The sequence below is a fragment of the Bacillus sp. LSHTCR4 genome (assembly GCF_057197025.1).
On sequence record NZ_JBXUNO010000001.1, the window covers coordinates 862,589 to 874,927 of the forward strand.

Consider the following 12,339-nt stretch of genomic DNA (forward strand, 5'->3'; position numbering starts at 1 on the left):
AATAGTAGGAGAAGCTGAGAATGGATCATGTAAAGAGAAAGCAAATATATGAAGCACTAATAAGATCGTGGTCGATTGAAACAAGCTCAAAGTGGACAATTGAAAATCCAGCAAAGGGACAATGTGGTGTTACAGCTCTAGTCGTTCAAGACATATACGGAGGAGAGATTAAAAAGACAAAAGTAAGAGAGGCGTGGCACTTTTATAACTTTATAGATGGACAGAGGCTCAATTTAATGGAAAACTGAATTATATGGATATAGAATCAAATCGAGAAGAAGCATTTGCAGATACAAATGAAAAACAATATAGCATGTTGAAGAAAAAGATAACGAAAGAATTGAAATTATCTTTTGACTCTTAATGTTTAATAAGTTACTATAATGGTGGTAACTTATTAAAGGGAACTTCATAGAGTTGAAAGGGGAAATACTTTTGAAAACAACTTATGTAAACGCTACAATCGTAACGATGAATGAACAAAATGAAGTGATAGAAAATGGATATATCATTGTAGAAAATGATCAAATTATAGATGTAAAGAGCGGAGAATTCGCTAATGATTTTGAAGTAGATGAAGTAATTGACATGAAAGGAAAGTGGATTTTACCAGGGCTTGTTAATACACATACACACGTTGTAATGAGTCTCTTAAGAGGTATTGGAGATGATATGTTATTACAACCATGGCTTGAGACAAGGATTTGGCCACTTGAAAGTCAATTTACTCCAGAACTTGCGGTTGCTAGTACGGAACTAGGATTACTTGAAATGGTGAAAAGTGGTACAACATCATTCTCTGATATGTTTAATCCAATTGGAGTAGATCAAGATGCAATTATGGAAACGGTATCAAGGAGCGGGATGCGAGCTGCTGTTTCAAGAACTTTATTTAGCTTTGGAACGAAAGAGGATGAAAAGAAAGCAATTGAAGAAGCTGAGAAATATGTGAAGCGTTACTATAACGAAAGTGGTATGTTAACTACGATGGTTGCACCGCATAGTCCATATACATGCAGTACAGAACTGTTAGAAGAGTGTGCACGTATTGCAGTAGAAAATCAAACGATGGTTCATATTCACCTTTCGGAAACAGAGCGTGAAGTACGTGATATTGAAGCACAGTACGGAAAACGTCCAGTAGAATATGTAGCAAGTTGCGGATTGTTTAAACGACCGACAGTTATTGCACACGGTGTAGTATTAAATGACAATGAGCGCGCATTTTTAGCAGAACATGACGTTCGAGTAGCTCATAATCCGAATAGTAATTTAAAACTAGGTTCTGGTATAGCGAATGTAAAAGCGATGCTAGAAGCGGGAATGAAAGTAGGAATTGCAACAGATAGTGTTGCATCTAACAACAATTTAGATATGTTTGAGGAAATGCGCATTGCAACTTTATTACAAAAAGGTATTCACCAAGACGCAACAGCGTTACCGGTTGAAACAGCTCTTACACTTGCAACTAAGGGAGCTGCTGAAGTAATTGGGATGAAACAAACAGGCTCACTTGAGATTGGAAAGTGTGCTGATTTTATTACAATTGACCCGTCTAATAAGCCGCATTTACAACCAGCAGATGAAGTGTTATCACACCTTGTATATGCTGCTAGTGGAAAAGATATAAGCGATGTAATTATTAGCGGAAAACATGTCGTTTGGAATGGTGAATGTAAAACGTTAGATGAAGAGCGTATTATATTTGAAGCAAGTCGTTATAAACGAGGTTTACAAAGATAGGTATTTTCAGGATGTGGAGAAAGTCTTCTCCACATCCTGTTTTTGTGTCTGAACCTTTTTATTAATAAAAAGAAGAGAATAATTTAGATAAAATCACTGGTTTCAAAAATCCTTCACGTAATAATGATTATTTAAAGGATTTTGATGTTTCTTATTTTTTTGTCTCGTTGACCCATTTAATAATGTCCTGGATGACGTACTCAGGAACATTAGCAGGGATTTCATATTCACTAGGAAGACTTAATTCCCCATCACCCTCCGTGAAGAAATGATTCAATTTTGGGTATTTATTGAACTGAACATTCCTACGGTTTGAGAGCCCTTCCTGCCATTTTGTATATTCATTTTTTACTGTTACTTGATAATCGCGTGCTCCTTGTAGAATCAGTAAAGGTTCCTTTCGTAATCTTGCCTCTTCAACTGGACGCCACCTAGAAACATCATACATAAAATGAGGTGATCCAAAATTATAGCCAGCTGGAGGGTGGTCAGGATTGAAAGTAGGATCCTGGATAAAAGCGACTTGTCTTTTTAGTTCATCAATTACTTCCTTTGGTGCTCCTAGGTATTGATTCTGATCAATAGCAATGTCAGTCAATGGGCGTGCAGGTGGTGCGAGTAAGATACTTCCTCTAACAAGTGAGGAAGGTGATTTGCTTAGTATACGCGGCATTGCGCCAGCTCCTAGACTATGTCCAAGAATGAAAATATTATTTGGATCAATGCCTTCCTGCTGTGCTGCTGATTTTGCTGCATATATGGCATCATCTGTAGTATCACGGTCTAACGTAACAGGTTCTGCACTCATCTTTAATGCGTGTTCTAATGTGCGTTTTTCATAGCGCAACACTGCAATTCCGTTGGACGAAAGGCCCACCGCAAGGTCTCGTAAGATTTTTGTTCCCATATATGTACTGTCGCGATCATGGATGCCAGCACCATGAACAAGAACAACTACGGGTACCTTTTCACCAGGCTTATGTTTCGGAACTGTTAATGTGGCTGGTAACGGATAGGTAGAATTTCCGATGACGATTTCACGTTCTTGATAGGAAGTAGGTTTATCATATCTAGGATGCGGGATAATATAAGATTCCGGAGGCGTCCTTACCCCAATTTCATCTACTTTCCCGCCAGGTGTGAATTTAAGGAGTAACGATATGGTAGTTCCTGAAACTTCCACCGTCTGATGGACTAAGTTTCGTTCTTTTATCACGGGAATTCCCATGCTTTTTATCGCGCTCCAGCCACTCTGTGTCCACCAGTTTTGTAATGTGTTTGCTGTAAATTCGGACTGAAAAGCAGCAGACGTCAACTGAAGTGCCTCTGCATACTTATCTTGCTGGAGATATTCAAAAAATAATGATGTACGCTCCGTTAAAGAGACTCGTTTTTTTTCTATAGATGGTTCCACACGTGTATCTGCGTGAATAGCTGTTGTAAGTGGAAAAGATGAAATGCCTAAAGAAAAGAGCAGGGTAAAGGAAAGTACTGATTTTTGTATTTTTTTTTTATTCATATTTTAACCTCCAAAATGTGATGATAAAAAACAGGTATGATAAATTAAGGTTCGGTTGTAACAACGTCTAAATCATTGATATGTTCATCTAAAACCAACAGTTCTAGTTTTGTCGTAATCGCTCTGGCAACTCTTAACCTCTCTTTGTTCCTTCACTTTATATTTTGACTATATGAAACAAAGTTCTCGTTTTTCTTACTTGATCCTTACAAAATTCTTAAGTGTATAAGATTTGTAAAATACAACTTTCTACTTGACCTGGATTCCAAAAAATAAAGCGGCATTGGTGAATGGAGATACGAAGATATCCCAACCAAACTGTACCCTATACGTCTATTAAGTTAGTTATGGGGAAATTCACATGAAATAGAAGGAAAGTTTAAAAAAAGGGAGGTATGTAATAAGAGGTTTTTTTTAAACACTTGAGCGAACAGCGCAGATTATACATTCAATTTTTAGCTATCCTTTTTAAAAGGGTAGCTTTTTGGGAACGAATAAATATTCAAAAGAATGTCGCATCTTTCTTGTGATATTTCTGCTATAATATATTACGCTTTATAATATTTTATATTTAAGGAGAACAACTCATGAAGCGAAAGAAGAGCCGTTTAATGGTAATGGCACTTGTTACATCTTTATTATTAACAGCTTGTAATAATAAGGAAAATAAAAGTGATACAAAGGCAAAAAAACAAGTATTAAATGTAACAGTATCAGAAGAAATTCCTTCTCTTGATACAGCGAAAACGATGGATGGTACGTCAGCGCACGTTATGCAAAACATATTTGAAGGGTTGTATGTATTAGATGATCAAGATCAGCCGATTCCAGCAGTAGCAAAATCGTTTAAAAGAAGTGAAGATGGTAAAAAATATACATTTGATTTGCGTAAAGATGCAAAATGGTCAAATGGGGACAATGTGACAGCTCATGATTTTATGTTTGCGTGGAAACGTGCAATTACCCCTGAAACAGCGTCTCAATATGCGTCCATGCTCTTTTATGTGAAAAATGCGAAAGAGATTAATAAGGGGACGATGCCTCTTGATGAACTTGGGGTTACAGTTATAAATGATTATAAGTTAGAGGTGGAACTAGAACAGCCAATTCCTTATTTTTTACAGTTGTTAGCATTACCTATATATTTACCACAGCATGAATCATTTTTGAAAGAACAAGGGAAGAATTATGCATTGGAACCTAGTAATCTCCTATATAACGGTCCATTTGTATTAGAGAAATGGAAGCATGAACAAGAGTTTCAATTAAAGAAGAATGCTACTTATTGGGATCAAAAGAAAGTGAAATTAGACGAAATAAACTTTCAAATTGTAAAGGATACAATGACGGTTGTTAATTTGTACGAAGCTGGTGATTTAGACCGGGTGCCTATTAATTCTCAATTTGTAGACAAGTATAAAGGAAGTAAGGAATTACATATGTCGAGCGAACCTGGAATTGCTATGCTACGTTTTAACGAACAAAATAATGCGTTAGTAAATAAAAAGGTACGTCAATCTATTTCATTAGCGTTAAATAGAGAGGAATTCGTTGCTCACTTTATTAATAACGGGGCAAAACCTGCCAGTGGATTGGTACCAGCTGGTCATATAAATGAAGAGACTGGTAAAGATTTTAGAAAAGAAAGCGGAAATCTTTCTTCATATGATTTGCAAAATGCGAAAAAGATTTGGGATGAAGCGAAAAAAGAGCTTGGAGTAGAGCAAGTAAAGCTCGAGTTTTTAACGTTTGAACAAGATAATGCAAAACGTATGGCGGAATATATAAAAGGTGATTTAGAAAAGAATTTACAAGGATTAACGATACAAATTAAACAACAGCCATTTAAGCAAAAATTACAGTTAGAACAAACAGGAGATTACGATATATCTATGGCAAATTGGGGACCTGACTATAAAGATCCAATTAGTTATTTAGAACTATTTACGACGGGTAATCTGAATAACAAAATGAATTATTCTAACTTTCACTATGATGAGTTAATAAAGAAAGCGAAAACTGATTTTGTACTAGAACCAGAGAAACGATGGGGAGCATTGCTAGAAGCTGAGCAGGTATTATTAGAAGATACAGCGGTCGCACCGCTTTACCAAATTGGCTCAGCTTACGTACAAAAGGATTATGTAAAAGGAATTGAAAAGCATCAATTTGGTGGTATTTATACTTATAAGAATGCTTATATTGCAAATGAATAAATACAAAAAACCTTACTTTTTTGAAGTAAGGTTTTTTTACACATGAATTCTATTCAACTTATTTTAATAAAGAATAAAAATTTGTATCATATGGGATATCATCTTGATACATATAATTTTTTAGAACGCCTTCTTTTTTAAAGCCTAATTTTAATAGTACTTTATTGGAAGCTTCATTTTCAAGAAATACAATTGCCCCGATCCGCTTTAAATGAATGGTATGGAAACCGTATGATATAACTTCAGAAACAGCTTCAGTCGCATATCCTTTTCCCCAGTGTTCAGGCAAAAAGGCATAACTTATATTGGCTCGTTTATGCTCAGAAGACCAATCGTGAAAACCGATGGTACCAATGAGTTCTTTCTTGTTTTTTAATTCAATTCCCCACTTTATACCGCTTCTTACATTGTAACTCAGTTTAAAATTATGAATGATTTGTTTCACTTGATCAACATCCTGTAATGGTTTTTGGCCATAATAGCGCAGTACGTCAGTATTAGAGAAGCATTGTAGTATACTTGGTGCATCTTTTTCGGTAAGTTCTCTTAAAATGAGTCGGTCGGTTTTTAATAAAGGAAACATATTTTCGCTCCTTTTCACATGAAAATAGAATGTATTTGTTATTATATAATTTAATCTGAAAATAAAGATTATTCAAGGCGTAAGGGAGTTATTGGCTGGAAATAGAGTATATAATTTATTTTAAAAAAGACTTTATAGGATTTATACAAATAATGAAAAAAGGGTACTCCAAATTAAAATTGGAATACCTTTTTTCATTACCCTACAAATGTTTGATACAGTAAGAAGATATTTAAAACGATAACGAGTGCTGCAATTATCCAAGCGATAAATGTTGTTATACGGTGGTTAACGAGTGCACCCATAATCTTTTTATTACTTGTAAACATAATAAGTGGCACTAGTGCAAATGCAATACCGAATGATAAGACGACTTGGCTCATGACTAGAGCGTAAGTTGGATTTACACCTAAAGCGATAATAACTAATGGTGGAATCATTGTAATAAATCGGCGTAAGTATAACGGAATATGCATGCGAATGAAACCTTGCATAATAATATCACCCGACATTGTACCGACAGAAGAGCTAGATAGTCCTGCTGATAAAAGTCCAATCCCAAATAATGCAGCCGATACAGGACCTACTAAATTGGTAAATTGAGTGTAAGCAACATCTAAATCTTCAACGTGCAAGCCGTTTTTAAAGAATAGTGCAGCAGCAACAATTAACATACTTGCATTAATTGCTCCAGCAATAACCATTGCAATAATAATATCAATAAACTCGAAGCGGAAAATCTTTTTCTTTTGTTCATCATTTGTTCCGACTACGCGGCGCTGCGTTAAGGCGGAATGCAAATAGATTGCATGCGGCATAACTGTCGCACCTAAAATCCCTGCTGCAAGTAATATACTGTCTACACCTTGGAATTTTGGAATAAATAGTCCTGAAAGAAGGGGACTTAATTCTGGTTTTGCATAAAAAACTTGAATCCCAAAAGCAATTACTACAATGAAAATCATTCCTGTAATAATAGCTTCTAGTGGACGAAATCCTCTACGTTGAAACTCAAGAATAATAAATGATCCGGCTGCTGTAATTAAAGCGGCAGGTAGCATCGGGATTCCAAATAGTAAGTAAAGTCCTAATGCAGCTCCAATAAATTCCGCTAAATCTGTAGCCATAATAACTAGTTCACCTTGTATCCATAAACCGATAGACACAGGCTTTGGAAAGTTTTCACGAGCTATTTCGGGTAAATTGTTTCCTGTAGCAATTCCTAATTTAGCTGATAAAGTTTGGATTAATACAGCCATTAAGTTAGAAGCGAGTATAACCCATAATAGTAAATATCCATATTGTGAACCAGCTGCGATATTTGTAGCAAAGTTGCCAGGATCAATATAAGCAACGGACGCGATAAAAGCGGGCCCTAAAAATGGTAACAGTCTTTTCCAGCCTTTTGTTTCTCCACTTAAAGCTAAGTGAGCTGATTGTACGGTTGTACTTTCAGAAGGGAGATGTTCATCTTTTGTTATATCTTTATTCATAGTAGTTTTCCCCTTTAAAATGTTAACTTGATGAAATTATTGTATTTATTCTTACTCATTATTTCAATACATTTAAATATGTTATATGATAATTTCATTTGAACACGAAAGTTTCCTTAATGCAAATTATATGCCTTTATGCAATGGATGGTGTGATAACGTAAAATAAATTGGAAGTTTATGGTGTGATGACGTGGGGAAACATAATAAATTAAAGGGTCAATTTTGAAATTTATGTGAACATAAAGCCGATAATCCAGCATATTAATTGATGGAATTGCATTTGTATGATATATAATATATTGGGATTACAACATAACCATAGTGTTTTGATGTGTAATCTTGTTTTTTATTTTTGTTAACTGATAGAAAATAGTATAAAGAAAAGAAAATGGGATTCATTTTCTTATTATATATGTTTTGATATGAACGTTAACTTATACATGATTTAAAAAATTAGATAGGTGGTAGAAATACATTGGCAACTACAAAACCATACAGAGTATTACTATATTACATGTACACAACAATTGAAAACCCAGAAGAATTCGCGGCAGAGCATTTAGCATTTTGTAATTCACTTGAATTAAAAGGAAGAATTCTTGTAGCAAAAGAAGGTATTAACGGAACTTGTTCTGGAACTGTAGAACAAACAGAGAAATACATGGAAGCAATGAATAATGATCCACGTTTTGACGGTATCGTATTTAAAATAGATGAAGCTGATGGTCATGCATTCAAGAAAATGCACGTACGTCCTCGTCCAGAGTTAGTTACACTTCGTCTAGAAGATGACATTAACCCACACGAAATAACTGGGAAGTATTTAGAGCCAAAAGATTTTTATGAAGCAATGAAACAAGAAGATACAGTTATCATTGATGCACGAAATGATTATGAATTTGATTTAGGTCACTTCAAAGGTGCGATTAAACCTGATATCGAATCATTCCGTGAATTACCAGATTGGATTCGTGAAAATAAAGAAGTACTTGAAGGTAAAAAGATTTTAACTTATTGTACAGGCGGAATTCGTTGTGAGAAGTTTTCTGGTTGGTTAGTTCGTGAAGGCTATGAAGATGTAAGTCAGCTTCACGGCGGAATTGTAACGTACGGAAAAGACCCAGAAGTACAAGGTGAGCTTTGGGATGGACAATGTTACGTGTTCGATGAGCGTATTGCTGTACCAGTAAACCAAAAAGAACATGTTATCGTTGGTAAAGACCACTTTACAGGTGAACCTTGTGAGCGCTATGTAAACTGTTCAAATCCAGAATGTAATAAGAAAATTTTATGTTCTGAAGAAAACGAAGCGAAATATTTACGTGCATGTTCTCATGAATGTCGTGTAAGTCCACGTAACCGCTACGTAATACAACATGAATTAACGGAAGAGCAAGTAGCTGCTGTATTAGAGCAAATCGAAGCAGGGAAGTAAACTGAATTCGTATAATAAAAGGGGTACTCCAAGTTTTATTTTGGAGCACCCTTTTTTATTATCCGGTCCTGTTAGTTGTCGGTTTTTGTCGGTAAGTCGATATATTAAAAAAATCGCTGATATATTTTGAGTTGCGCTGATATATCTTAAAAATCTCTGATATATTTCGAGTTGCGCCGATATAATCGGAAAATCGCTGATAAAAATTTCACTTACTGCAGCGCGCTAAGAATTTGAAAATAACCTTCTTTAATTTTTATTTTCTTTCTCTTTAACGGCAGAAAGTACAGTTTGTTTTACCCAAGCTTTTCTTCGTTTATGCTGTAGACCCCATTGGTATAAACTTTGAGCTCCTAAAATAAGTGAAATAACAATGCCGCTAATCGCGATTAATAGAGCGAAAAATTCAAGAGGTGACGATATTTTGTGTGAATCGGTGTTTCTCAAAAGGTCAATCATAGTAAATCCTAACATTTGGCCCACTACAGAGTAGAGCGTTAAAATTAATAATAAGAGGCTATCTTTTTTAGAGGCAACATTTTCTTGATATTTAAACAAACTATCAAGATTTTGTTTCGCGTTCGAGTATAAAACCTCAATATTAAAAAGTTTTCTTAAACGAAAGAAAATATCTTCACTTTGTGATTGGGATACTAATTCTAAAGAAAAATAATTAGCAGTGAACGAATTGATCGAATAAATTAATTTCTCTATTTCATTAGTATCTTGTTCAATGTTTAGCTCAGCATAAGCGTTTGCCATTTTTAACAAAACAATTTTATGAAATAGGTTTAATAATAAAGCGTAATAAAACTCCCCATACATTTGACTCGTAAGCTTAGTAAATTCGTGTTCCCCCTCATTTGTTACACAGGTGAATATATGTTCTTCCATTATAAAATAGCGATTTGGAGCCCACCTCTGGTAAGCGTGTTGTTTTAAATAATCATGAATATAAGGAAGATTATTTGCACTTACATAAGCCTTACCGTCACTTGTTAGTCCGGAAAGACTGGAAGTACGATATACATCCACTTCAGTAAGCTCCATATCTGATTTTATAGATAATAAAGTTTGAACGTACATTCTTTGGTCTTCAAAGAAAGGAAAGGTTTGAAAGTAAGAACTTCTTAATCTCTTCTTCTCAAAGAAATCTGTTACGCCATGAAATAAATAACCAAAAATGAATCTTTCCACTTGTGAATACTTTTTTCCATTACACTCAATACAAATTGTTTCGTTTGTATCATTTTTAGTTTCAAGTACACGGAAGCGGGCGGCAAATTCAATAGCTTCTGATAATGCCATGTTTGGAGCTGTTTCTACTTCTGTCCGAATTGTTAAGAAACCAAGCTCATAAGGACAAAGTGTTACGTCAATAGAATGAATCTTGAATGGAACAGAAATAAGATTTGTTGTTAAATGTCCAGTTAAATTAAGGTCTTTAGAATAGCGCTGCAATCCTTTTTGATGCTCTGAATGAGGAAATAGAATTTTATTTGTAAATGAAAGATAGTATGCTTCCATATTTTGATGTGAAACTTGAAACTTTCCGTAGTATGTATTTTCATTTTCAAGATGGTCGAGTCGAAAAGGGCGAAAATCATTTTTTTGTAAGAAAGGGAACATATTTTGTTCGTATCCAGTTTTAAAAGAAAACGGGAATATAAATTGAAATATAGCTGTTGTTACATCTTTTTCTTCGATTGTTTGTATTGCCTCCATTTACATTGTTTCCTTTCCGTATATGCTATAAAAACAACATGCCCAAATTTATTTGAAAATAACCACTGTTTTATACTTGAGTAAGAATGAAAATTCAGCTTATTTAGCAGGGGACATGTATAATGTTATGTATACTAAAAGTTATAAATTTTTATTTTGAAAAGGGGGATGTAGTATGCGGATTTTAGTATTAGGAGCTGGTGGAGTCGGAGGTTTTTTTGGTGGCCGATTAGTTGAAAAGGGAGAAGATGTTACGTTTCTTGTTCGTAGTAAAAGGAAAAAACAATTGGAGGAAAGAGGGCTTGTAATTCGTAGTGTTAACGGGGATTTTTCCTTCCAACCGAAATTAATAACGAAAGAAAATCGAACTGTTCCATTTGATGTCATTTTATTTTCAACAAAAGCGTATCACTTAAACGAGGCAATTCAAGATTTGAAACCGTTTGTAGGTGAAAATACTGTAATCATTCCATTATTAAATGGTATCGCTCATTTATCACTATTACAAAAGGAACTCGGTGAGGATAAAGTAATTGGCGGTTTATGCTTTATCGAGACGACGTTAAACGATCAAGGAGAAATTGTACAAACTAGCGCTGCCAACAGACTTGTGTTTGGAGAAATTAAGTCTCAACATGCAGAGAGAGTAAAGCATATTTCTAAAGCATTTGCAGGTACGAAATCTAGTTTTGTTTTAAGTGAAAATATTATGCAAGATATGTGGCATAAATATTTATTTATTACTGTAATGTCAGGTGTGACAACATTAATGCGTGCACCAATTGGACCAATCCGTGAAAGTGAAGGTGGACACGATTTTATCCGAAACTTATTTGAAGAATGTGTTCAAATTATGAGATATATTGGGGCACCAGTTAAGGATGATATTATAAAGGAACATATGAAAACAATTGATAAAATTTCATATGATATGAAGTCATCGATGCAGCGTGATATGGAAAAAGGTTCGCCTATTGAAGGGAAGCACTTACAAGGATACTTACTAAATGTAGCAGAACAATTTTCTACAGAAGCACCATTATTAGGAGCAGTATATCAAAATTTGAAAGTGTATGAAGAAATGACCTTTAACAGATCAACGATACAATTGGATGTATGAAAAAATAAAAAAGAAAGCAATATATAAATGTATTGCTTTCTTTTTTTATGACAAATTATTTATTTCTTTTCGTTCTATCTGTCAAATTTATTTCCTCTTCACGTTTACCGTATAATTGATTAATTTCATTTGCTAATGCATCTAAATAGGAATCGGAAAAAATAGGCTTCTTTTCTTTAGACATATGGGTCTCCTTTATCGATTTTTTAGTATTCATTATGTATATTTACCAGCGGATTATGCGCAATCATTTTAATTTTTTCTTTTTAAAAATTTTTGTTTACATTTTGAAAATAAAGGAGTATTATAATCCACAGTTTCAATTTTCTAAATCGCTGAAACCGCATGGTGCGGGGGACCCGTTCTTATGGATTCGTTCTGAATCCAATGGGGTGAATCCTTGAAAAAGGTAGGGCTACTCATAGGCCCGAATCCGACAGCTAACCTCGTAAGCGTTATATTGAGAAGGAAGGTGGAGCTTGTGCGACAAAAAATATAATGT

At 34.6% G+C, this 12,339-nt stretch carries 9 protein-coding genes, 1 pseudogene and 1 riboswitch; of the genes and pseudogenes, 5 read left to right on the plus strand and 5 right to left on the minus strand.

Features of this window, described 5'->3' with window-relative positions:
• Nucleotides 1–20 precede the first annotated feature (20 nt).
• Nucleotides 21–364, plus strand: a pseudogene (locus tag AC2CGR_RS04455) (YunG family protein).
• A gap of 53 nt (nucleotides 365–417) precedes the next feature.
• A complete protein-coding gene (locus AC2CGR_RS04460; protein WP_131101878.1) occupies nucleotides 418–1,743 on the plus strand; it encodes a bifunctional S-methyl-5'-thioadenosine deaminase/S-adenosylhomocysteine deaminase in 1,326 nt (441 codons plus the stop codon).
• 151 nt (nucleotides 1,744–1,894) lie between these two features.
• On the opposite strand, the gene AC2CGR_RS04465 is transcribed toward AC2CGR_RS04460, so the two are convergent.
• Complete coding sequence (locus AC2CGR_RS04465; RefSeq protein WP_484480567.1) at nucleotides 1,895–3,262, minus strand: alpha/beta hydrolase family protein; 1,368 nt, start codon at nucleotides 3,260–3,262, stop codon at nucleotides 1,895–1,897.
• Between the two features lie 587 nt (nucleotides 3,263–3,849).
• On the opposite strand from AC2CGR_RS04465, the gene AC2CGR_RS04470 reads away from it, so the two are divergent.
• Nucleotides 3,850–5,478: a peptide ABC transporter substrate-binding protein gene (locus AC2CGR_RS04470; RefSeq protein WP_087965032.1), complete on the plus strand. Its 1,629-nt coding sequence runs from the start codon at nucleotides 3,850–3,852 to the stop codon at nucleotides 5,476–5,478.
• A gap of 58 nt (nucleotides 5,479–5,536) precedes the next feature.
• Here the strand turns inward: AC2CGR_RS04470 and AC2CGR_RS04475 are convergent, their stop codons facing one another.
• Both AC2CGR_RS04475 and AC2CGR_RS04480 read right to left on the minus strand, forming a co-directional pair.
• The gene (locus AC2CGR_RS04475; RefSeq protein WP_061686480.1) at nucleotides 5,537–6,061 is read right to left on the minus strand and encodes a GNAT family N-acetyltransferase; all 525 of its coding nucleotides are present in this window, start codon (nucleotides 6,059–6,061) and stop codon (nucleotides 5,537–5,539) included.
• A gap of 197 nt (nucleotides 6,062–6,258) precedes the next feature.
• Nucleotides 6,259–7,554 carry an Nramp family divalent metal transporter gene (locus AC2CGR_RS04480; protein WP_086385866.1) on the minus strand — a complete coding sequence of 432 codons (1,296 nt, stop codon included), beginning with the start codon at nucleotides 7,552–7,554 and terminating at the stop codon, nucleotides 6,259–6,261.
• A 478-nt stretch (nucleotides 7,555–8,032) separates the two neighbouring features.
• Between AC2CGR_RS04480 and trhO the strand changes: the two genes are divergently transcribed.
• Nucleotides 8,033–8,992, plus strand: coding sequence for an oxygen-dependent tRNA uridine(34) hydroxylase TrhO (trhO, locus tag AC2CGR_RS04485; RefSeq protein WP_087965034.1), 960 nt, complete (start codon nucleotides 8,033–8,035; stop codon nucleotides 8,990–8,992).
• 249 nt (nucleotides 8,993–9,241) lie between these two features.
• Here trhO and AC2CGR_RS04490 read toward each other — a convergent pair whose 3' ends face one another.
• Nucleotides 9,242–10,717, minus strand: coding sequence for a hypothetical protein (locus AC2CGR_RS04490; protein WP_131101893.1), 1,476 nt, complete (start codon nucleotides 10,715–10,717; stop codon nucleotides 9,242–9,244).
• A 175-nt stretch (nucleotides 10,718–10,892) separates the two neighbouring features.
• Here AC2CGR_RS04490 and panE point away from each other — a divergent pair, with 175 nt between their 5' ends.
• Entirely contained in the window at nucleotides 10,893–11,837 is a 945-nt protein-coding gene (gene panE / locus AC2CGR_RS04495) for a 2-dehydropantoate 2-reductase (RefSeq protein WP_087965038.1), read from the plus strand.
• A gap of 55 nt (nucleotides 11,838–11,892) precedes the next feature.
• Here the strand turns inward: panE and AC2CGR_RS04500 are convergent, their stop codons facing one another.
• Nucleotides 11,893–12,021, minus strand: a complete 129-nt coding sequence (locus AC2CGR_RS04500; RefSeq protein ID WP_255257851.1) for a hypothetical protein — start codon at nucleotides 12,019–12,021, stop codon at nucleotides 11,893–11,895.
• Nucleotides 12,022–12,160: 139 nt separating this feature from the next.
• Nucleotides 12,161–12,307: riboswitch (cyclic di-AMP (ydaO/yuaA leader) on the plus strand.
• Nucleotides 12,308–12,339 lie beyond the last annotated feature (32 nt).

Excerpts from the sequence above, each read along its gene's own strand:
- AC2CGR_RS04490 (WP_131101893.1), bottom strand. The coding sequence starts at position 10,717 with ATGGAGGCAATACAAACAATCGAAGAAAAAGATGTAACAACAGCTATA.
- AC2CGR_RS04465 (WP_484480567.1), bottom strand. The coding sequence starts at position 3,262 with ATGAATAAAAAAAAAATACAAAAATCAGTACTTTCCTTTACCCTGCTC.
- panE (WP_087965038.1), top strand. The coding sequence starts at position 10,893 with ATGCGGATTTTAGTATTAGGAGCTGGTGGAGTCGGAGGTTTTTTTGGT.
- AC2CGR_RS04480 (WP_086385866.1), bottom strand. The coding sequence starts at position 7,554 with ATGAATAAAGATATAACAAAAGATGAACATCTCCCTTCTGAAAGTACA.
- AC2CGR_RS04500 (WP_255257851.1), bottom strand. The coding sequence starts at position 12,021 with ATGTCTAAAGAAAAGAAGCCTATTTTTTCCGATTCCTATTTAGATGCA.
- AC2CGR_RS04475 (WP_061686480.1), bottom strand. The coding sequence starts at position 6,061 with ATGTTTCCTTTATTAAAAACCGACCGACTCATTTTAAGAGAACTTACC.
- AC2CGR_RS04470 (WP_087965032.1), top strand. The coding sequence starts at position 3,850 with ATGAAGCGAAAGAAGAGCCGTTTAATGGTAATGGCACTTGTTACATCT.